This window comes from Lelliottia sp. EB106-05-01-XG201, assembly GCF_058791735.1.
In genome coordinates, this window is sequence record NZ_JBYTDV010000001.1 from 2,731,922 (window position 1) to 2,753,532 (window position 21,611).

A 21,611-nucleotide genomic window follows, 5' to 3' on the forward strand; every position below is an offset into this window, starting at 1 on the left:
CTTATCGGGCCTACAAACACCTCAACCGTGAGCCAGGTAAGGCAACAACATCCCCGAGCGTAGGCAGGGTAAGGCGCAGCCGCCACCCGGCAACAACACCCCCGAACGTAGGCCGGGTAAGGCGCAGCCGCCATCCGGCAACAACACCCCCGAACGCACGCCGGGTAAGGCGCAGCCGCCACCCGGCAACTCCGTTTATTCGTCTTCTTTCGCCTCGACCTCACGATACCAGCGCGGGTGATGTTTCTTCGCCCAGCGGCGGCTCACCTTCCCTTCGATCATGCCGGTTATCGATCCCTTCACCCAGAACGCCATATAGATATGAATCAGGATGGCGTGGATCAGCACAATCGCCGCCGTGGCGTGAATGAGCAGGCTCCAGCGCACCAGCCAGATCGGGAAGTAGTGGGTAAAGTAAGGCCGCCAGATGATCACTCCCGTCGCCAGCAGGACGAAAATCAGGCTCATGATCGACCAGAACATCATCTTCTGCCCGGCGTTGTATTTCCCGACGTCCGCCACCTTGTGCTCGTTGCCTTTCAGCACCTCCACGATACCCTTGATCCACGGCAGATCCTGTTTATCCGGGATGTTGTGATGCACAAAACGGACAAACATAAACATCAGCGCGAAAAAGATCAGCACGCCGAAAAACGGGTGCAGGATGCGCCCCATCTGCGGTGTGCCAAAGGTCTCCGTCAGCCACTGGAGGGTCGGGAAAAAGAGCGCGATACCGGATAACGACACCAGGAAAAAGCAGATCACCACCGTCCAGTGACAGGCGCGGTCGATAAACTTCGTGCGCAGGATCATTTTGCTCTTACTCATGCGGATTCTCCTCTTCGTCGTCGTCCGTCTCCTTGTTTGGCCCCACGCCGATGTAGTGGTAAATCAGCCCCGCGAAGGTGGCGATAAACCCAGCGGCAGAGAGCGGCTTGAGGATCCCCTTCCACAGATTCACCGGCAGATCGATCTTCGGATCCGTCGGCAGGTTGTGGTACAGCGCCGGCTGGTCGGCGTGATGCAGGACGTACATCACGTGCGTTCCGCCCACTCCCTGCGGGTTATAGACCCCCGCCTGCGCGTAGCCGCGTTTTTTCAGCTGCATCACGCGCGATTCGCCCAGCTCCAGCATCTCTTTTTTGGTGCCGAAATGAATCGCGCCGGTCGGGCAGGTTTTGACGCAGGCAGGCTCCTGGCCGACGCTCACCCGATCCACGCACAGGGTGCATTTGTAGACTCGGTTGTCGTCAGGATTGAGACGCGGAATATTGAACGGACACCCGGCGATGCAGTATCCGCAGCCGATGCAGTGCTCAGACTGAAAATCGACAATCCCGTTGGCGTACTGGATGATTGCCCCGGCGGACGGACAGGCTTTCAGGCAGCCCGGCTCCGCGCAGTGCATGCAGCCGTCCTTGCGGATCAGCCACTCCAGTTTGTTGTTCTGCGTGGTTTCGCTAAAGCGCATCACCGTCCAGGATTTGGCACTCAAATCCATCGGGTTGTCATAGACGCCCTCGCACACGCCCACCTCGTCGCGAATATCGTTCCACTCCGAGCACGCCACCTGACAACCTTTGCAGCCGATGCAGGTTGAAACGTCGATAAGCTTCGCCACTTCCGCTTTAAAATCCCGCGCCTGCGGCGGCGGGGTCATGACGTTGGTGGCCGAACGTTTGATAATATCTTGTGATTGCATAGACATATGCGGCCTCCCTTACGCCTTCTCGATGTTGACTAAAAACGCTTTGTATTCCGGCGTTTGCGAGTTGGCGTCACCAACGGACGGCGTCAGCGTATTGGCAAGGAAACCTTTGCGCGTGGCCCCTTCAAAACCCCAGTGACATGGGATGCCAATGGTGTCGATCTGACGCCCATCAATGGTCAGCGTTTGCAGGCGTTTGGTGACCACCGCTTTGGCTTTGATGTACCCACGTTTCGAGGTCACTTTCACCACGTCCCCGGCGACAATGCCCTTCTGCTGCGCCAGCGCTTCACCCATCTCGATAAACTGATCCGGCTGGGCGATGGCGTTGAGCCGCGCATGTTTGGTCCAGTGGCGGAACAGTTCGGTGATCGAGTAAGTCGTGGCGACATACGGGAAGTCAGCCGCTTTGCCCATATTGGCGACATCTTCCCTGAAGACGCGCGCCACCGGGCTGGAGATCACATTCGGATGCAGCGGGTTGGTGCCAATCGGCGATTCAAGCGGTTCGTAATGTTCCGGGAACGGGCCGTCGTTCATCTTGTCGATGGAGAACAGACGCGCCACTCCTTCCGGGTTCATGATAAACGGCCCGACGTTTGTGCCCGGCGCGGAGGCGTTGTAATCCGCCACGTCCATACCCGCCCACTTTTTCCCATCCCAGTGCAGCAGGGCTCGTTCCGGGTCCCATGGTTTTCCGGCGACATCCGCCGACGCGCGGTTATAGAGAATGCGGCGGTTCGCAGGCCACGACCACGCCCAGCCCGGCGTACAGCCCAGGCCGTAAGGATCGCTATTGTCGCGGTTCGCCATCTGGTTGCCCTGCTCGGTCCAGCTTCCGCAATAGACCCAACAGAAGCTGCTGGTCGAGCCGTCGTCGCGCAGCTGCGCAAAGCTGCTGAGCTGCTGCCCTTTTTTAGCAATCAGCTGGCCTTTGTCGTCATACAGATCGGCGAGCGCCATGCCGTTAGCTTCGCGGGCAATCTCTTCCGGATGCGGATCGCGTGGATTTTTGTAATTCCACGACATGTTCAGCACTGGCTCAGGGTTTGCGCCGCCCTCCTGCTGATAGAGTTCACGCAGACGCATAAACAGACGCCCGAGAATTTTGCCGTCGTGCATCGCCTCGCCCGGTGGCTCCGCCGCCGCCCAGTGCCACTGCAGCCAGCGGCCCGAGTTGGCGATCGAGCCGTCCTCTTCTGCAAAGCAGGACGATGGCAGACGGAACACTTCGGTCTGAATCTCTTTCGGATCGACATCGTTCATCTCGCCGTGGTGCTGCCAGAAGGTCGAGGACTCGGTGACCAGCGGGTCGATCACCACCATGTACTTGAGTTTCGCCAGCGCGCGCGCCGATTTGTTCTTGTCCGGGAACGCCGCCAGCGGGTTGAAGCCCTGCACGATGTAACCGTTGATTTTGCCGTCGAGCATCAGCTTCGCCTGGGTCATCACGTCGTACAGACGATCCCACTTCGGCAGCCAGTCGTAGCCCCAGTTGTTCTCCGCGGTCGCGCGATCGCCCCAGAAACTTTTCATCATGCTGACAAAGAATTTCGGCGTGTTTTGCCAGTAGTTAACCTCATTCAGACCAAGCGCTGGCGGCGTAATTTGCGAGATATAGGTCTGATAATCCGGCTGTTTTTCCGACGGCAGCGGCATGTAGCCGGGCAGATTGGTGGAGAGCAGACCGAGATCCGTATAGCCCTGAATATTGGAGTGACCGCGCAGGGCATTCACCCCGCCGCCCGCCATCCCGATATTCCCGAGCAGGAGTTGCAGCATCCCCGCCGCGCGGATGATCTGCGCCCCGGCCGAGTGGTGCGTCCAGCCGAGAGCGTACAAAATGGTTGCCGTACGATTCGGCACGCTGGTGCTGGCGAGGATCTCGCAGATGCGGTTGAAATCATCAATCGACGTACCGCACAGGCGGTTGACCATCTCCGGCGTGTAGCGATCGACGTGCGCTTTGAGTAAGTTCCAGACGCAGCGCGGATGGCTAAGGGTTTCATCACGCAGGGCATGCCCCTGCTCGTCCAGCTGATAGAACCAGCTTGATTTGTCGTACTGACGTTTTTCGGCGTCGTACCCGCTGAACAGCCCGTCATCGAAAGCATAGTCGTCGCGAATAATCAGGCTGGCGTTAGTGTAGGCGCGCACGTATTCGTGCTGGATGGCGTCATGTTCGATCAGATAGCGGATGGCACCGAGCAAGAAGGCGGTGTCAGACCCGGCGCGGATCGGGGCATACAGATCCGCCACGGCAGCGCTGCGGTTAAAGCGCGGATCCACAACAACTACCGTCGCATCGTTTTTGGTCTGCGCTTCGATCACCCATTTGAAGCCGACCGGGTGCGCTTCGGCGGCGTTGCCACCCATGATCAGCACCACGTTGGCATTTTTAATATCGACCCAGTTGTTGGTCATTGCCCCGCGACCAAAGGTCGGGGCCAGCGCGGCGACGGTCGGGCCGTGGCACAGACGCGCCTGACAGTCGATGGCCACCATCCCCAGCGCGCGGGCAAATTTGCCGTCGAGAATCCCGGTTTCGTTGCTGGCCGCCGAAGAACAGAGCATGCCAGTGGTGGTCCAGCGGTTGACCGTCAGACCCTCGGCGTTTTTCTCGATAAAGTTGGCGTCGCGATCCGCTTTCATCAGCCGGGCGATGCGTTCGATGGCGTCATCCCAGGAGATGCGCTGCCACTTGTCAGAGCCGGGCGCGCGGTATTCGGGATAGAGCAGACGGTTGTCGCTGTGGATGTAATCCAGCACGCCGGCCCCTTTCGGACACAGGGAACCGCGGCTGACCGGATGATCCGGGTCACCTTCGACGTGATAGATACTTTCTGTGACGTTTTTGGCGGTGTCGCCGAGGCTGTACATCAGCATGCCGCAGCCAACTGAGCAGTACGTACAGTTATTACGCGTCTCTTTTGCTTTTAAGAGTTTGTATTGACGGGCTTCTGCGTGCGCAGAAAATGATGATAAAAATCCGAGAGATGCAACAGTGGTTCCTGCCATACCGCCCGCGCAGATCTTAAAGAACTGCCTCCGGCTAAGCTCCATTTATCCTCCAGCTTAAACTTAAGACTCGAAAAGGGATGGAGATTATAGGGTTATTGGTATCAATAGACCATTATCCATTTGTGGTTATAAGACCCTGAACTCACAAAGGACAAAAACAAAAAAGGCCGCATTCGCGGCCTTTTCAACAAGCGGGGATTAATGGACGTGAACGCCTAACCGCCAGGCAAAGTAGATCTCTTCTTTCAGTTCGTTGGAAGAGAGCGCGAGCAGGTCGGCAAACTCCAGTTCAAGCTGTTTCAGCTTTTTCAGGTACTGCGCCGGGGACAAATTGCTCTTATCGCGACGTAAAAACTCTACTGCCAGTTGGGTGGGGCTCATTTCGGTATCCATAACATCCTCTCTATGTACAAAACCTGACCAGTATAGCACGTCTGACTGACCAATTTTTGACCAAAGACAATTCCTCTCAGATGTTTACCTTTATTTAAACCACCGCCGTGGTGAGTCGCGACGAGCAGCACAGTCGTTCCTGTTGGTCGAAAATGTCGATCTGCCACACCTGATGGCGACTGCCCGCGTGCAGCGCACGACACACACCGCGCACGCGCCCGCTGCGCACGGAGCGAATGTGATTGGCATTGACCTCCAGCCCCACGACTTTTTGCTCGCCCTCGGTACAGAGATAACCCGCCACCGAGCCCAGCGTTTCCGCCAGCACCACCGACGCGCCGCCGTGCAGCAGGCCAAACGGCTGATGCGTGCGGCTGTCCACCGGCATGGTGGCTTCGAGCTCGTTTTCGCCGATGCGCGTAAACTGAATATCGAGCAAACCGACCATATTCCCCTCGCCCATGGCGTTGAGCGCCTCAAGCGATGCGGTACGTTTCCAGATCATCCCATAATCTCCAGTAATGCCTGCAGTGGATGGCGAACGCCGCTGCCTTCCACGCGTTTCACCTGGCTGCGACAGGAATAGCCCGTCGCCAGACAGCGGTTGCGCGGCAGGCGCTGCATGGCCTGATGCCATGACAATTCGTAGATCCCCAGCGAGTTAGCGTGGTTTTTCACTTCGTGGCCGTAGGTCCCGGCCATCCCGCAGCAGCCGACGCTGACGTTTTCCAGCTTCGCGCCAAAGCGCGCAAAAATAGACGCCCATTGCGCCGGTGCACCCGGCAGCGCCGTCACTTCCGTACAGTGTCCGAACAGATACCAGGCTTCGCCGCTCACCTCTTTCGCCGCCGCAGATTGCAGCGCGGCAGGCAGCCATTCGTGAACCAGCATGACGCTGAAATCCCCGCGCTTGTCGCCCAGCGTCTGTTTGTATTCATCGCGATAACAGAGCACCAGCGCCGGATCGACGCCCACCATCGGCATGCCCAGCTGCGCGATGCGGTTCAAAAAGTCCGACGTTTTCTGCGCCGTTTTCGCAAAGCGATTCAGGAAGCCTTTGATGTGCTGCGCCTTGCCGTTCGGCGAGAATGGCAGGACCACCGGCTGATAGCCGACGCGCTCCACCAGACGGACAAAATCGGCCACCACCTGCGCGTCGTAATAGCTGGTGAACGGGTCCTGCACCACCAGCACTGTTTTGGCTTTTTGCTCGTCGCTCAGGGCCTCGAGCTGTTCCAGGGTCATATTGGCCGACCGGTGGCCGACCAGCTGACGCTGCAGTGACGGCGTGGAGAGCAGCGGTAGATCGACCATCCCGATATGCTTTTCGGAAAGCTTGCGCACCAGCGGCTGATTAATGAAAAAGTTGAAGGTCTTCGGCGCACGCGCCATCAGCGGGGCATAACTTTCGACCGTCGCCACCAGGTGATCGCGCACCGGGCGCAGATAGCGGGAGTGATACAGCTGCAGGAAGCGCGAGCGGAACTCCGGCACGTCGATTTTGATCGGGCATTGCGTCGAGCAGGCTTTACAGGCCAGACAGCCGGACATCGCCTCTTTCACTTCGTGGGAAAAATCGTACTCGCCTTTACTGGCATGCCAGCTGTTCCTGGAACGTTCGATCAGCGTGCGTAGGCTGGCGCGTTTTTCCGGAAGGTCGTTTTCCAGCTTCAGCGGATCGACGCCGCGATCGGCCAGCAGACGCAGCCATTCGCGCACCAGCGTCGCTCGTCCTTTCGGAGAATGGATGCGGTTGCTGGTGATTTTCATCGACGGGCACATCGGGCTTTTCACGTCGAAGTTAAAGCACAGGCCGTTGCCGTTACACTCCATCGCCCCGCGCCAGGATGAGCGCACGGCAATCGGAATTTGTCGGTCATAAGTGCCGCGTTTTATCGCGTCGACCTGCATCATCGGATCGTCCACGCCCGCAGGCGGGCAGATTTTGCCGGGGTTAAGACGGTTATTCGGGTCAAACGCGGCTTTGATTTTGCGCAGTTCGCCGTACAGCTGCTCGCCGAAGAACGCCGGGCTGTACTCCGCGCGGAAGCCCTTCCCGTGCTCGCCCCACAGCAGGCCGCCGTATTTTGCCGTCAGCGCCACCACGTCGTCGGAGATCTGCTTCATCAGCATCTCCTGCTGCGGGTCGCACATATCCAGCGCCGGACGCACATGCAGCACGCCCGCATCGACGTGGCCGAACATGCCGTAGCTCAGGCCGTGGCTGTCGAGTAACGCGCGGAACTCGACGATGTAGTCCGCCAGATGTTCCGGCGGCACGCAGGTGTCTTCCGCAAACGGGATCGGTTTGGCTGCCCCTTTGGCGTTCCCCAGCAGGCCGACCGCTTTTTTACGCATCGCGTAGATGCGCTCAATGCCTGAGAGATCGTTGCACAGCTGCCAGCCAATCACGCCGCCCTCGCCCTGCGCGATCAGTTCGTCGAGACGGGCGCAGAGCGTCTGCACCTGAGAGTCGATAAGTTCCGCATCATCGCCAGCAAATTCCACGATGTTCAGGCCGAGCATCTCTTTATCCGGCACGTCGGTGATCAGTTCGCTGACTGAGTGCCAGACGATATCTTCCCGCGCCAGATTAAGCACTTTCGAGTCGACGGTTTCCACCGACAGGGCGCGCGCCTCGACCATAAAAGGCGCGTTGCGCAGGGCGGCATCGAAGGAGTTGTATTTGACGTTAACCAGACGGCGCACTTTTGGCAGACGGGTGATATCCAGACGCGCTTCGGTGATAAAGGCCAGCGTCCCTTCGGAGCCGGTCAGAATGCGTGTCAGGTCGAACTCACTGAGATCGTCATTAAAGACGTGGCGCAGATCGTAGCCTGTCAGGAAGCGGTTCAGTTTCGGGAATTTATCCAGAATCAGCTGGCGGTTGTCACGACAGCTGTCGAGCACGCTGCGATAGATGCGCCCGACCGCCGTGTTGTCCTGCCCGAGGGTTTCAGCAAGCGCAACCGGCACCGCCTGGGTGTCGAGGATGTCGCCGCCGAGCAGTACCGCGCGCACGCCGAGCACGTGATCGGAGGTTTTGCCGTACACCAGCGAACCCTGGCCGGAGGCATCGGTGTTAATCATCCCGCCCAGGGTGGCGCGGTTACTGGTGGATAATTCCGGGGCGAAGAAGTAGCCGTAAGGTTTCAGGAACTGGTTGAGCTGATCTTTGATCACCCCCGCCTCGACGCGTACCCAGCCCTCTTCCGGGTTGATCTCAATGATCCGGTTCATGTAACGCGACATATCAATGATGATGCCCTGATTCAGGGCCTGACCATTGGTGCCGGTTCCGCCACCGCGCGGGGTGAAGACCAGCGAGGCGAAACGCTCCTGCGCGGCCAGCCGGGAAAGCAGGGCCACATCGGCGGTCGAGCGAGGAAATACGACGGCATCGGGAAGTAACTGATAGATACTGTTGTCTGTCGCCATCGTCAGCCTGTCGGCATAGTTGGTGGCGGTATCACCTGTAAAACCCTGCTGCTCCAGTGCTTGCAAATAAGTCAGCACCAGCTGAACGACGCCGGGTGCCTGAGAAATCAATGGGATCATTACGGAAGACCCTAATTAGAGTTGTTTATCGTTTGCGTTGTGCTTGCCTTTGAATTGTTGTATCACATTTTTTTCTTATACGCCCAGCAGAATTACGGGCAGAATTCGCCTGTCAAAAACCGCTGAAATCACTAATGATTAAGGGATGCGGTTTTCTGTTTCGGCCAGACTGTCTGGTCTTCATTTAAGGTAAATTTCATTTATGGTCACTTCTCGTCAGCCCAGGGACGTTGCGCAAATACTGCTGTCGGTGCTGTTCTTAGCCATCATGATTATTGCGTGTCTGTGGATAGTTCGTCCGTTCATCCTCGGATTTGCATGGGCGGGCACGGTGGTTGTCGCCACCTGGCCGCTGCTCTTACGTTTGCAGAAGCTGTTGTTCGGTCGCCGCACGCTGGCGGTACTGGTCATGACGTTGCTGCTGTTCCTGGTCTTTATCATTCCAATCGCGCTGCTGATTAACAGCCTTGTCGACACCAGCGGACCGGTGATTCGCGGGATCACCAGCGGTGAGATGACCGTGCCGGATCTGGCGTGGCTGAACAGCATTCCGCTGGTCGGCGCGAAACTTTACAGCGGCTGGCACAGTCTGCTGGAGATGGGCGGCAGCGCGATCATGGCGAAGGTGCGTCCGTACGTCGGCACGACGACCACCTGGTTTATCGCCCAGGCGGCCAATATCGGCCACTTTATGATGCACTGTACCCTGATGCTGCTCTTCAGCGCCCTGCTTTACTGGCGCGGTGAACAAGTCGCGCATGGCGTGCGTCATTTTGCGACGCGCCTCGCGGGGACTCGCGGTGATGCGGCGGTGCTGCTGGCGGCACAAGCCGTGCGCGCAGTGGCGCTGGGTGTGGTGGTGACCGCGCTGGTGCAGGCGGTGCTCGGCGGGTTAGGGCTTGCGATCACCGGCGTGCCGTACGCGACCATTCTCACCGTCATCATGATCCTCACCTGTCTGGTGCAGCTCGGGCCTTTGCTGGTGTTGATCCCCTGCATTATCTGGCTCTACTGGAGCGGCGACACCACCTGGGGCACGGTGCTGCTGGTGTGGAGCTGCGTGGTGGGCACCATGGATAACGTGATTCGCCCGATGCTGATCCGCATGGGCGCAGACTTACCGCTGATTCTGATTCTGTCCGGCGTGATCGGCGGGTTGATTGCCTTTGGCATGATCGGGCTGTTTATCGGCCCTGTGCTGCTGGCCGTGACCTGGCGTCTGTTCTCCGCGTGGGTGCATGAGATCCCGCCGCCAGCAACAGACCCGGATGTGGTGCTTCACGAACTCGAAGATAAGAATAAGCAGTAATTGAACCACAGGCGGGGTAACCCGCCTGATACTTAAGCACGCCTAATCTGTATTAAGACTTTTCTCAGCCCCACCCCGCTTCGCTACGCTATTCACCTCGCAAAATCTTCATGGTTCTTAAACTATTGAGACGAATCTGATCGACGCTAAAACGTCGCATGACCTACTATTAAGTCACGGTTATGAATCAACACATTGATTTATAAGCATGGAAATCCCCTGAGTGAAACAACGAATTGCTGTGTGTAGTCTTTGCCCTTCTCCCACGAAGGGCTTTTTTTTATCCTGATTACGCGCGTTTGATCTCACACCCACTCATCATCCGCCACTCCCCCGGCTGAACCCGCGTTTCCCCGGTCACGTTCACCGTCACTGCCCCGAGGATATCCGCCGACGATAAACCGACCTGCAGTTCAAACTCGCCCGGCTCGACCACTCTTTTGCCGTCGCGACGGGTAAAGTTGAACATATCCACCGGCAGGCGGAAGGTGAGCGTCGCGCTCTCATTTGGCGACAGGGTGACGCGCTGGAAGGCTTTAAGTTCCTGCAACGGTCGCACCATGGAGGCGACTTTATCGCGCACGTAGACTTGCACCACTTCACTGCCGCTGCATTCGCCGCTGTTTTTGACTTTAACGCTCAGGGTCACTTCGCCATCCACCGGGACAGAGGTTTCCGCTAATCGCACTGATTCGCAAGAGAATTGCGTCCAGCCGAGACCAAAACCGAAGGGATAGCGCGAACCAAAGTGGAAGGCGAACGGCGTACCGCCGCTTTTCAGCTTGTGGTTGTAGTAATACGGCATCGCGCCCGCGCTTTTCGGGACGCTCACCACCAGGCGGCCCTGGGGTTCGGCGCGTCCGGTCAGCACGTCGGCAATCGCCCAACCGCCCTCTTGCCCCGGCGCCCAGGCCAGCAGCAGGGCCGCGACCTTATCTTCCAGACCTTGCAGGTTATAAGGACGTCCGCCGGTCATGACCACCACCACCGGTTTACCGGTTTCCACTAATGCTTCCAGCAGTTGCTGCTGCACGCCGGGCAGGTTCAGGCTGTCGGTGTCTGAGCCTTCGCCGACGGTGCCGCTCTGGAATAATCCCGCCAGATCGCCGACGCAGGCGACCACGATATCGCTCTCCTGCGCGGCGCTCACCGCCTGCGGGATCAGGCTGGTATCGAATGAGACCGGTGATTGCTGCATCGGTTTGCCGCCGCTGTCACCAGGGAAGACCGGCGCGCCCGCCATGCGGTGCTCAATAATGTGGCAGCCTTTGGCGTAGCGAACCTGAGCATCCCCGAGATAATTTTTCAGGGCGGCAAGCGGCGTCGTCACCTGCGAGGTCTCTTCCACCATGTCGCTGATGATCAGATGCACCGGGAAGCTGTAGCCGCTCAGCAGCGCCAGCGGATCGTCAGCGCTCGGCCCGACGACGGCCACGCGCGGTTTGCCGGATATCGGCAGCACGCCGTTGTTTTCCAGCAGCGTCAGCGAGCGGGTCGCGACCTCGCGCGCCACCTGACGGGTTTGCGCATTCTGCAGATCGATATTCTCTTCTGGCACATACGGACACTCAAACAAGCCTAAGCGGAATTTTTCGCTGAGCACGCGGGAGACGATTTCATCGATCTTCTCCATCGAAATCAGCCCGCGTTCGACCGCCTCCGCGAGATGGCGGGCGCAGTCATCTTTCGGCAGCTCCACGTCCAGCCCGGCGTTGAAGGCCAGTGCAGCGGACTCGGCGGCGTCGTGAGAAATGCCGTGATGCTGATGCAGCAGGCTGACGCCGCCGTAGTCGGCTACCACAATTCCGTCGAAACCCCACTGTTCGCGCAGAACGGTGGTCAGCAAAAAGCTGTCACTGTGGCCAGGCTGATTGTCGATATCATGATAGGCCGGCATCACCGACCCGGCGTTGGCCAGTTTTACCGCCATCTCAAATGGCAGCAGGAAGGTGTCATTCAGCTCGCAGAAACCGAGATGCACCGGGGCATGGTTGCGCGCCCCTTCGCTAAACGAGTGGCCGACGTAATGTTTAAGGGTCGCCAGCAAATCGCGTTTTTCGCCCTGCAGTCCTTCGACATAGGCCGTCGCCATCACGCCCACCAGCCAGGGATCTTCGCCAAAGGTCTCTTCGGTGCGCCCCCAGCGCACATCGCGCGACACATCCAGCACCGGGGCCAGCCCCTGCTGACAGCCCACCGAACGTGCCTCGTGACCGATCTGCTGCGCCGCGCGTTTCACCAGCTCCGGGTCCCAGGTCGAGCCGTAGTTCAGGGACGAGGGGAAGAGCGTCGCGTCTTTGCACAGCAGGCCCACCAGACACTCCTCATGGAACAGCGCCGGGATACCGAGGCGAGTCTCCTCGATCATCATTCGCTGCAGACGGTTCGCGGCGCGTACGCCGGTGTGGGCATCGACGATATGCGTCCCTAACGGGCGGGTGATCTGCCCGACGCCGAGTTTAAGTCGTTCGCTTAACGCGGCCTTTTCACTCACGCCTGCGAACTCGTCACTGAGGTCGCTGCGTTCCCGATGGTTCCCGTTCTCATCCAGAATCAGCCAGTACGCGTGCATTTGCGCGAATTTCTCTTCCGGGGTCATACGCGCCAGTAAATCGGCGACGCGATCCTGCACGGGATATCCCGCATCCTTGTAGATGGCAGTCATGTTTTACTCCTGTGTAGCGGAATGAAATGCCGGGCTGGTCTGCCCCGCTTCAGTACGAGCTTCGCGCTTGCTGGCGAGCTCTCGTGCGATGGAATCCACCAGGCGGCTGTTGAGTTTGTAAATCGAGAGCAGCACGACCATGGCGATAAACAGCACGCACGGAATGAGGGTGAACAGCGCGTTAATGGTGGTAAGCACCTGCGGGCTTTGCATCTCCTGCCCTGGGATGTAGTGCATCATCCCCAGCACCCAGCCGACCACCGCGCCGCCAAGGGCGAGACCGAATTTGATGGCAAACAGCGCGGTGGAAAAGACCAGCCCGTCCAGACGGCGACCGCTGCGGTGCTCTTCGTAGTCAACCACGTCGGAGAACATCGTCCATTGCAGCGGCGTAGTCAGGTTTTGAATAAAGCTAAAGATGATATTCAGGCCGAAGATCAGCCAGATTTGCGTCGGCGGGAGGAAGAAAATCAGCGCACCAAAAATAACAAACGAAATAATCGTCCACTGATAGGCCCGCACGCGGTCAAATTTCCCCAATAATCTTTCAGATAATAAGGCACCGCTTAAGGAGGCCACCATTCCGGAGACGATAAAGGCAAAAACGAGATCCGGACGTAACAACACATAATTGACGTAATACATGGTGGCGGAGCCGCGCGTCACGACCGCCGTCAGGAGTAAAATATTAAACACAAAAACAATGCGCCATTGGCTGTTACCGGCCAACAGTTTTAAATCCGTGAGCATCGAGCCGGAGGTGTCATTGCGCGGAGAATAACGCTCGCGGGTCATAAAGAAGCAGATAAAGAATAAGATGATGCCTAACAGGCCCATCAGACTCATGGCATAGAAATAACCTTTCTGCACGTTGCCCTGACCTAAATGGGAGACCAGCGGCAGGGCGATGACCGTGACGATCAGGCCGCCAATGAACGACAAACCAAAGCGCCAGGACTGCAGGGAGTGGCGCTCGCGCGGATCCATCGTCAGGGCACCCGGCATGGCGCAGTAAGGGACGTTAATCGCCGAATAGATGAGGCTCAGCAGCGTGTAAGTCACGCAGGCGTAGGCAATTTTTGCCGTTGGGCCGACATCCGGTACGTAAAACGTGATCAGGCAACTCACGCCAAAAGGAATGGCGAACCACAGCAGCTAGGGTCGAAAACGCCCGTGCCGCGTCTGGGTGCGATCCACCAGCGCGCCAATGCACGGATCGACAAAAGCATCCACCACGCGCACCACCAGAAACATGGTGCCCATGATCGCCGCAGGCAAACCAAATACATCCGTATAGAAATAGGCCAGAAATAAGGTGGCGGTTTGCCAGACCAGGGCGCTGGCCATATCGCCGAGTCCGTAACCTATTTTATCTTTCGTACGTAATACAGAGGAGATCGTCATTTTTTAATTGCCTTTTATCAGGTTAAAACGTATTTCAACCAGTGCGCACGCTGTTGGGTAATGCGCAGTAAGGCTCAATTATTAGCAGCGCTTTGCTCGCTAACAATTGTAGAAATTAACAGACTGATTACGATATTTGGTTAATTGTGCTAAGTGTGACGGGGAGCATACTGGGGGGGAATAATTTATTGCCGTCCCTTTTGGGGAATAAAAGGGACGGCGAGGTCAATCTTACTTATTCAGTTCTGCCAGGCTCAGCCAGGTTTGCACCACGGTATCCGGGTTCAGGGACAGACTATCGATCCCCTCTTCCATCAGCCAGGCAGCAAAGTCTTCGTGGTCCGACGGACCCTGACCACAAATCCCGACGTATTTACCCTGTTTCTTCGCCGCACGGATGGACATCGACAGCAGCGCTTTCACCGCTTCGTTACGTTCATCGAACAGCTCGGAGACAACCCCGGAGTCGCGGTCCAGACCCAGCGTGAGCTGCGTCATATCGTTGGAGCCGATAGAGAAGCCGTCGAAGTGTTCCAGGAACTGTTCGGCCAGCAGGGCGTTGGACGGGATTTCGCACATCATGATGATCTTCAGCCCGTTCTCGCCGCGCTTCAGACCCTGACGGGCCAGCTCTTCCACCACCGCTTTCGCCTGATCCACAGTTCGTACGAACGGGATCATGATTTCGACGTTGGTCAGACCCATCTCGTTGCGCACGCGTTTTACCGCGTCACACTCGAGAGCGAAGCAGTCGCGGAAGCTGTCTGCCACGTAGCGTCCGGCCCCACGGAAGCCGAGCATTGGGTTCTCTTCTTCCGGCTCGTAGCGCTCGCCGCCCACCAGGTTGGCGTATTCGTTGGACTTGAAGTCCGACAGACGCACGATCACGCGTTTCGGGTAGAACGCCGCGCCCAGAGTCGCAATCCCTTCCGTCAGACGGCCGACATAGAATTCTTTCGGTGAGTCGTAGCCTTTCATCATCTCGCGGATTTCGTTCTGCAGCTGAGGCGTCTGGTCGTCAAACTCCAGCAGCGCGCGCGGGTGCACGCCGATCATACGGTTGATGATGAATTCCAGACGCGCCAGGCCCACGCCTTCGTTCGGCAGACAGGCGAAATCAAAGGCGCGATCCGGGTTCCCGACGTTCATCATGATCTTCAGCGGCAGGTCCGGCATGGTATCGACGCTGGAGCTTTTCACGCTGAAATCAAGGATATCGGCGTAGACGTAGCCGGTGTCGCCTTCGGCGCAGGAGACGGTGACTTTCTCATCGTCTTTCATGCGCTCGGTCGCGTCACCGCAGCCGACCACTGCCGGAATACCCAGCTCGCGGGCGATAATCGCCGCGTGACAGGTACGCCCGCCGCGGTTGGTGACGATCGCCGCCGCTTTCTTCATGATCGGTTCCCAGTCCGGGTCGGTCATGTCGGTGACCAGCACGTCGCCAGGCTGGATACGGTTCATCTCGCTGATATCGTGGATCACTTTCACCGGACCGGCCCCGATGCGGTGGCCGATCGCGCGCCCTTCGGCGACAATTTTACCCTGAGCATGCAGCGTGTAACGCTCCATCACCTGGCCGCGGGAACGCACGGTTTCCGGGCGTGCCTGCACGATAAACAGTTTGCCGGTATGGCCGTCTTTCGCCCATTCGATATCCATCGGACGCGCGTAGTGTTTTTCAATCTGAACGGCCTGTTTCGCCAGCTCCTGGACTTCCGCGTCAGTCAGGGAGAAGCGGTCGCGCTGCTCCTGCGGCACGTCCTCGATTTTCACCTGCTTGCCGTGCTCCTGGCTCGGAGCGTAAATCATGCGGATTTTTTTGGAGCCCATGGTGCGACGCACGATCGACGGACGGTTGGCCGCCAGCGTCGGTTTGTGGACGTAGAATTCGTCAGGGTTGACCGCGCCCTGCACCACCATTTCGCCCAGACCCCAGGCGGAAGTGATAAACACCACCTGGTCGAAACCGGATTCGGTATCGATGGAGAACATCACGCCGGAGGAGCCGATGTCGGAGCGGACCATACGCTGCACGCCCGCCGAGAGCGCCACGCCGCGGTGGTCATAGCCCTGATGCACGCGATAGGAGATCGCACGGTCGTTGAACAAAGAAGCAAACACATGCTTCACCGCCACCAGCACCGCGTCGTAACCCTGAACGTTCAGGAAGGTCTCCTGCTGACCGGCAAAGGAAGCGTCCGGCATGTCTTCTGCGGTGGCAGAGGAGCGCACGGCGAACGAGGCCTGCGCGTCGTCCGCAGAGAGTTGGTTATAAGCATCGTGAATGGCTTTTTCCAGCTCCGGCTGGAAAGGTGTGTCGATGATCCACTGGCGGATTTGCGACCCGGCTTTCGCAAGCGCGGTCACATCATCAATATCCGTTTGGTCCAGCAGGTCGTAAATGCGCTGGTTAACACCGCTCTGGTCTAAAAAATAGTTAAACGCGTCGGCTGTTGTGGCAAACCCGTTCGGTACGGAAACACCCATACCCGACAGATTTGTAATCATTTCACCCAGGGAGGCATTTTTGCCTCCAACTCTGTCTACATCATTCATGCCGAGTTGGTTATACCAAAGCACCAGCGGTGACGAGCCATTGTTGGACATCGAAACAATCCTTTTGTGATATTTAAACGGAGTAAGTAACGCCTGACTTCGTATTTATACTGGCATATTTATTCCCGGCAAAAAAACGGTGAATCGTGTAAGCACTTTTATTTTTATGTTTTTCGGACACTTTCCCATCAAGCGCTAACCCGATGATTCCTATAGATTCGTACAAAAACCCTTAAAACAAAGTGACTAATTTAAAAATGAAATCCACTTTTCAGTAAAATCAAAAACACCGTTTCATTTATAAATCAGACAAGTTCTTTGCTGTGTATTTTACTTTTTTAATTTATGCTTTCAGACAATTAGGTACGATATTCAGGGTGGATAAAATGGATAATGCTGTGGATCGCCACGTTTTTTATATTTCTGATGGGACGGCAATCACCGCCGAGGTGCTGGGGCATGCGGTGATGTCGCAATTCCCGGTCGCGATTAACAGCATCACCCTGCCGTTTGTCGAAAACGAGAGCCGGGCAAAAGCGGTGAAAGAGCAGATTGATGCGATTTTTCAGCAAACCGGGATTCGCCCGTTAGTCTTCTATTCCATCGTGATCCCCGAAATTCGCACCATTATTCTGCAAAGCGAAGGTTTCTGTCAGGATATCGTCCAGGCGCTGGTGGCCCCGCTGCAAAGCGAACTGAAGCTCGATCCGACGCCTGTCGCCCACCGCACCCACGGTCTGAACCCTGGCAACCTGGTGAAATACGACGCGCGTATCGCCGCCATCGATTACACCCTCGCCCACGACGACGGCATCTCGATGCGCAATCTCGATCAGGCGCAGGTGATTTTGCTCGGCGTGTCGCGCTGCGGCAAAACGCCGACCAGCCTCTATCTGGCCTTGCAGTTTGGTATCCGCGCCGCAAACTACCCGTTTATCGCCGATGATATGGATAACCTCGTGCTGCCCGCGGCGCTGAAACCCCTGCAACATAAGCTGTTCGGCCTGACGATTAACCCGGAGCGACTGGCTGCGATCCGCGAGGAGCGTCGCGAAAACAGCCGCTACGCCTCGATGCGCCAGTGCCGCATGGAAGTTTCCGAAGTGGAAGCTCTGTACCGTAAAAACCAGATCCCGTGGCTGAACAGCACCAACTATTCGGTGGAAGAGATCGCCACCAAAATCCTCGACATCATGGGACTGAATCGCCGCATGTACTAATATGCTAGTACGATGGTTTATTTTCGGTTATCATCGCGTTCACTCTCGGGGTCATTAGGCCCCGAACTTGAATTCAGCAGGGATTGGTTTAAGGTGATGCCCATCACTTCCGGTAGTCTGCCGATGAAGCAAAAATTTCTGAGAACTCCCATGAACAAAACTGACGAACTTCGCACAGCGCGTATCGAAAGTCTGGTGACCCCCGCCGAACTGGCGCAGCGCCACCCTGTCTCCGCAAGCGTGGCGGAACACGTGACAGCGTCACGTCGACGCATTGAAAAAATCCTTAACGGTGAAGATCGCCGTTTACTGGTAATTATTGGCCCCTGCTCGATTCACGACCTGGACGCGGCGATGGATTACGCCCAGCGCCTGAAAGTGCTGCGCGATAAGCATCAGGACCGCCTTGAAATCGTGATGCGCACCTACTTTGAAAAACCGCGCACAGTGGTGGGCTGGAAAGGACTGATCTCCGATCCGGACCTGAATGGCAGCTACCGCGTGAACCACGGTATCGAGCTGGCGCGCAAACTGCTCCTGCAGGTTAATGAGCTGGGCGTGCCGACTGCCACCGAGTTTCTCGATATGGTGACCGGGCAGTTTATCGCCGATTTGATTAGCTGGGGCGCTATCGGGGCGCGGACTACGGAGAGCCAGATCCACCGCGAGATGGCCTCGGCGCTCTCCTGCCCGGTGGGCTTTAAAAATGGCACCGATGGCAATACCCATATCGCGGTGGACGCGATTCGCGCCTCGCGCGCCAGCCATATGTTCCTCTCACCGGATAAAAACGGCCAGATGACCATCTACCAGACCAGCGGTAACCCTTACGGGCATATCATCATGCGCGGCGGGAAAAAGCCGAACTACCACGCGGAAGATATCGCGGCGGCGTGCGATACGCTGCATGAGTTTGATCTGCCGGAGCATCTGGTGGTGGACTTTAGCCACGGCAACTGCCAGAAGCAGCACCGTCGCCAGCTGGACGTGTGCGATGAGATTTGCCAGCAGATCCGCAGCGGTTCGACGGCGGTGGCCGGGATTATGGCGGAGAGCTTCCTGAAAGAAGGCACGCAGAAAGTGGTGGCCGGTCAGCCGATTGCTTATGGCCAGTCGATTACCGATCCGTGTCTGAACTGGGAGGATAGTGAGTTGCTGCTGGAGAAACTGGCGGCGGCGGTGGGTACCCGGTTCTAATATCCTGCCCCCTTATGTCGGGTGGCGCTTCGCTTACCCGACCTACAAAACCCTGCCCCCTTACTGTCGGGTGGCGCTTCGCTTACACGACCTACAAAATCCTGCCGCCTGTGTCGGGTGGCGCTGCGCTTACCCGACCTACAAAATCTTGCCCCCTGTGTCGGGTGGCGCTTCGCTTACCCGACTTACAAAACCTTCTGAAAAATCACGGAAATTGATCCCGTCACAAATTTTTCACAAAAACGCTTGCCGTAAAATTTCACTTTGTTGATAATGATTATCATTGTTACATTGATTGTTATTTTTAAACACTATGTCACGCATCAATAACAGCACGGCAACGCTCGAACAAGACCGCACACAGCCAAAACCTGCTCCCATTGAACGTCGCATTGACAGCAAAACGCTGCTGGGCGATGAGGGGCGGGTCATCATTGAGCATGACGGCCAGCTGTATCTGCTGCGCCAGACCCATGCCGGAAAACTGATTCTCACTAAATAAACAAAACCCATAAATTTCGCCAGCCACCCAGGTGATCCCCAGGCAGCCAGCGCTTTCGATTTCCAAATGGAGAGTTGCTATGCCATACCTGTATTCCGCGTCTTTGCGCCCATCGCTGCTGGCGCTGGCCGTGGTCAGTGCCCTTCCGGGCGCTGCGTTTGCCGCCTCAGAAGAGATGACCGTCACCGCCACGGGTAATGCCCGCAGCGCCTTTGAAGCGCCGATGATGGTCAGCGTGATCGACGCGACCTCCCCTGACAAACAGACCGCCAGCTCTGCCGCCGATCTGCTGCGCAACGTGCCGGGCATTACCCTGGACGGCACCGGGCGCACCAACGGTCAGGACGTGAATCTGCGCGGTTACGATCGCCGCGGCGTGCTGGTGCTGGTGGACGGCGTTCGCCAGGGCACCGACACCGGCCACCTGAACAGCACCTTCCTCGATCCGGCGCTGATCAAACGTATCGAAGTGGTGCGCGGCCCGTCTGCCCTGCTGTACGGCAGCGGCGCGCTGGGCGGGGTGATCTCTTATGACACGGTGGATGCGAAAGATCTGCTCGATGCCGGGAAAAACAGCGGCTTCCGCGTCTTCGGTACCGGCGCGACGGGCGATCACAGCATTGGCATGGGGGCCAGCGCCTTTGGTCGTACGGATACGCTTGATGGCCTGGTCGCCTGGTCCAGCCGCGATCGCGGGGATTTACGACAGAGCGATGGCACCACCGCGCCGAACGACGAATCCATCAACAACATGCTGGCGAAAGGCAGCTGGAAAATCGACAGCGCCCAGACCCTGGGCGGTTCCCTGCGCTATTACAACAACGCTGCGCAGGAGCCGAAAAACCCGCAGACCATTGAGGCGAGTGACAGCAGCAACCCGATGACGGATCGCTCTACCATCCAGCGCGATGCCCAGCTCACTTACAACGTTGCGCCAGAAGGCAACGACTGGCTGAATGCCAGCACTAAGCTGTACTGGTCCGAAGCGCGGATTAACGCCCAGAACATCGACCGCACCGCCGAGTTCCGCAAGCAGACCACCAAAGGCGGGAAAGTCGAGAACCGCACGCGCCTGTTCACCGACTCCTTCGCTTCTCACCTGCTGACCTACGGCGGGGAATATTATCGTCAGGAGCAGAATCCAGGCGGCTCGACCACCGGTTTCCCGGACGCGAAAATCGATTTCAGCTCCGGCTGGCTGCAGGACGAAATCACCCTGCGCGATCTGCCGGTTACCCTGCTGGGCGGGACGCGCTATGACAACTACCGTGGCAGCAGCGACGGGTACGAAGATGTGGATGCGGACAAATGGTCTTCTCGCGCGGGCCTGACCGTGACGCCAGCCGACTGGCTGATGCTGTTCGGCTCCTACGCGCAGGCGTTCCGCGCGCCGACGATGGGCGAGATGTATAACGATTCCAAACACTTCTCCATCGGCAATTTCTACACCAACTACTGGGTGCCAAACCCGAATCTGCGACCGGAAACCAACGAAACGCAGGAGTATGGCTTCGGTCTGCGCTTCGACGATCTGATGCTTGCCAACGATGAACTGGAGTTCAAAGCCAGCTACTTCGACACCAAAGCGAAAGATTACATCTCCACCACCGTCGACTTTGCGGCGGCGACCACCATGTCCTATAACGTACCCAACGCCAAAATTTGGGGCTGGGACGTGATGGCGAAATACTCCGCTGACCTGTTCAGCCTGGATATGGCCTACAACCGCACCCGCGGAAAAGACACGGACACCGGGGAGTACATCTCCAGCATCAACCCGGACACCGTCACCAGCAAACTGAACGTTCCGGTGGCGCAAAGCGGCTTCTCCGTGGGCTGGATCGGCACCTTCGTCGATCGTTCGACCCACATCAGCAGCAGCTACAGCAAGCAGCCGGGCTACGCGGTCAATGACTTCTACGTCAGCTATCAGGGTCAGGAGCAATTGAAAGGCGTCACCACCACTCTGGTGCTCGGCAACGCCTTCGACAAAGAGTACTGGTCCCCGCAGGGCATCCCGCAGGATGGCCGCAACGGCAAGATTTTCGTCAGTTATCAGTGGTAATCACCTTGCC

The 21,611-nt window shown here is 57.6% G+C and carries 13 protein-coding genes, 1 other RNA gene and 1 pseudogene; 6 read left to right on the forward strand and 9 right to left on the reverse strand.

The features are described from left to right. Positions 1-195 precede the first annotated feature (195 nt). From fdnI to ydiJ, 6 genes are all read right to left on the reverse strand, one after another. Positions 196-828 (reverse strand): formate dehydrogenase-N subunit gamma, encoded by a 633-nt coding sequence (gene fdnI / locus AC3WS9_RS12810; RefSeq protein WP_285144716.1) that lies wholly within the window; start codon positions 826-828, stop codon positions 196-198. Further along, complete coding sequence (fdxH, locus tag AC3WS9_RS12815) at positions 821-1,708, reverse strand: formate dehydrogenase subunit beta (RefSeq protein ID WP_285144717.1); 888 nt, start codon at positions 1,706-1,708, stop codon at positions 821-823. The genes fdnI and fdxH overlap by 8 nt, the downstream gene beginning before the upstream one ends. A gap of 12 nt (positions 1,709-1,720) precedes the next feature. After that, positions 1,721-4,771: a formate dehydrogenase-N subunit alpha gene (fdnG, locus tag AC3WS9_RS12820; RefSeq protein WP_492488712.1), complete on the reverse strand. Its 3,051-nt coding sequence runs from the start codon at positions 4,769-4,771 to the stop codon at positions 1,721-1,723. A 156-nt stretch (positions 4,772-4,927) separates the two neighbouring features. Then, on the reverse strand, positions 4,928-5,122 hold the full coding sequence (locus tag AC3WS9_RS12825) for a YdiH family protein (RefSeq protein WP_100780454.1): 195 nt from the start codon (positions 5,120-5,122) through the stop codon (positions 4,928-4,930). Between the two features lie 94 nt (positions 5,123-5,216). Continuing rightward, positions 5,217-5,627, reverse strand: coding sequence for a 1,4-dihydroxy-2-naphthoyl-CoA hydrolase (gene menI, locus AC3WS9_RS12830; RefSeq protein ID WP_492488714.1), 411 nt, complete (start codon positions 5,625-5,627; stop codon positions 5,217-5,219). Then, positions 5,624-8,680, reverse strand: a complete 3,057-nt coding sequence (ydiJ, locus tag AC3WS9_RS12835) for a D-2-hydroxyglutarate dehydrogenase YdiJ (protein ID WP_492488716.1) — start codon at positions 8,678-8,680, stop codon at positions 5,624-5,626. The genes menI and ydiJ overlap by 4 nt, the downstream gene beginning before the upstream one ends. Before the next feature lie 202 nt (positions 8,681-8,882). Between ydiJ and ydiK the strand changes: the two genes are divergently transcribed. Both ydiK and rprA read left to right on the forward strand, forming a co-directional pair. Beyond that, positions 8,883-9,989 carry an AI-2E family transporter YdiK gene (gene ydiK / locus AC3WS9_RS12840; protein WP_285155007.1) on the forward strand — a complete coding sequence of 369 codons (1,107 nt, stop codon included), beginning with the start codon at positions 8,883-8,885 and terminating at the stop codon, positions 9,987-9,989. Between the two features lie 176 nt (positions 9,990-10,165). After that, an RNA gene (gene rprA, locus AC3WS9_RS12845) (antisense sRNA RprA) lies at positions 10,166-10,273 on the forward strand. Between the two features lie 5 nt (positions 10,274-10,278). On the opposite strand, the gene AC3WS9_RS12850 is transcribed toward rprA, so the two are convergent. The 3 genes and pseudogenes from AC3WS9_RS12850 to ppsA all read right to left on the reverse strand — a co-directional run bounded on the left by AC3WS9_RS12850 (position 10,279) and on the right by ppsA (position 16,668). Beyond that, positions 10,279-12,654 carry a glycoside hydrolase family 3 N-terminal domain-containing protein gene (locus tag AC3WS9_RS12850; RefSeq protein WP_492488718.1) on the reverse strand — a complete coding sequence of 792 codons (2,376 nt, stop codon included), beginning with the start codon at positions 12,652-12,654 and terminating at the stop codon, positions 10,279-10,281. A 3-nt stretch (positions 12,655-12,657) separates the two neighbouring features. Then, positions 12,658-14,058: pseudogene (locus AC3WS9_RS12855) on the reverse strand (MFS transporter). 231 nt (positions 14,059-14,289) lie between these two features. Continuing rightward, entirely contained in the window at positions 14,290-16,668 is a 2,379-nt protein-coding gene (ppsA, locus tag AC3WS9_RS12860; protein WP_492488720.1) for a phosphoenolpyruvate synthase, read from the reverse strand. Positions 16,669-17,003: 335 nt separating this feature from the next. On the opposite strand from ppsA, the gene ppsR reads away from it, so the two are divergent. The 4 genes from ppsR (at position 17,004) to AC3WS9_RS12880 (ending at position 21,601) form a co-directional block, all read left to right on the forward strand. Further along, the gene (ppsR, locus tag AC3WS9_RS12865; protein ID WP_282491976.1) at positions 17,004-17,837 is read left to right on the forward strand and encodes a posphoenolpyruvate synthetase regulatory kinase/phosphorylase PpsR; all 834 of its coding nucleotides are present in this window, start codon (positions 17,004-17,006) and stop codon (positions 17,835-17,837) included. Between the two features lie 150 nt (positions 17,838-17,987). Continuing rightward, positions 17,988-19,034, forward strand: coding sequence for a 3-deoxy-7-phosphoheptulonate synthase AroH (gene aroH, locus AC3WS9_RS12870; RefSeq protein ID WP_492488722.1), 1,047 nt, complete (start codon positions 17,988-17,990; stop codon positions 19,032-19,034). Positions 19,035-19,347: 313 nt separating this feature from the next. Then, positions 19,348-19,536: a hemin uptake protein HemP gene (gene hemP / locus AC3WS9_RS12875; RefSeq protein ID WP_282491979.1), complete on the forward strand. Its 189-nt coding sequence runs from the start codon at positions 19,348-19,350 to the stop codon at positions 19,534-19,536. 79 nt (positions 19,537-19,615) lie between these two features. Further along, positions 19,616-21,601 (forward strand): TonB-dependent hemoglobin/transferrin/lactoferrin family receptor, encoded by a 1,986-nt coding sequence (locus AC3WS9_RS12880; RefSeq protein ID WP_492488724.1) that lies wholly within the window; start codon positions 19,616-19,618, stop codon positions 21,599-21,601. Positions 21,602-21,611: the final 10 nt, after the last annotated feature.

Coding starts and splice junctions, on each gene's coding strand:
- menI (WP_492488714.1), bottom strand. CDS start 5,627: ATGATCTGGAAACGTACCGCATCGCTTGAGGCGCTCAACGCCATGGGC.
- fdnG (WP_492488712.1), bottom strand. CDS start 4,771: ATGGAGCTTAGCCGGAGGCAGTTCTTTAAGATCTGCGCGGGCGGTATG.
- ydiJ (WP_492488716.1), bottom strand. CDS start 8,680: ATGATCCCATTGATTTCTCAGGCACCCGGCGTCGTTCAGCTGGTGCTG.
- aroH (WP_492488722.1), top strand. CDS start 17,988: ATGAACAAAACTGACGAACTTCGCACAGCGCGTATCGAAAGTCTGGTG.
- fdnI (WP_285144716.1), bottom strand. CDS start 828: ATGAGTAAGAGCAAAATGATCCTGCGCACGAAGTTTATCGACCGCGCC.
- ppsA (WP_492488720.1), bottom strand. CDS start 16,668: ATGTCCAACAATGGCTCGTCACCGCTGGTGCTTTGGTATAACCAACTC.
- AC3WS9_RS12850 (WP_492488718.1), bottom strand. CDS start 12,654: ATGACTGCCATCTACAAGGATGCGGGATATCCCGTGCAGGATCGCGTC.
- fdxH (WP_285144717.1), bottom strand. CDS start 1,708: ATGTCTATGCAATCACAAGATATTATCAAACGTTCGGCCACCAACGTC.
- ppsR (WP_282491976.1), top strand. CDS start 17,004: ATGGATAATGCTGTGGATCGCCACGTTTTTTATATTTCTGATGGGACG.
- hemP (WP_282491979.1), top strand. CDS start 19,348: ATGTCACGCATCAATAACAGCACGGCAACGCTCGAACAAGACCGCACA.
- AC3WS9_RS12825 (WP_100780454.1), bottom strand. CDS start 5,122: ATGGATACCGAAATGAGCCCCACCCAACTGGCAGTAGAGTTTTTACGT.
- AC3WS9_RS12880 (WP_492488724.1), top strand. CDS start 19,616: ATGCCATACCTGTATTCCGCGTCTTTGCGCCCATCGCTGCTGGCGCTG.
- ydiK (WP_285155007.1), top strand. CDS start 8,883: ATGGTCACTTCTCGTCAGCCCAGGGACGTTGCGCAAATACTGCTGTCG.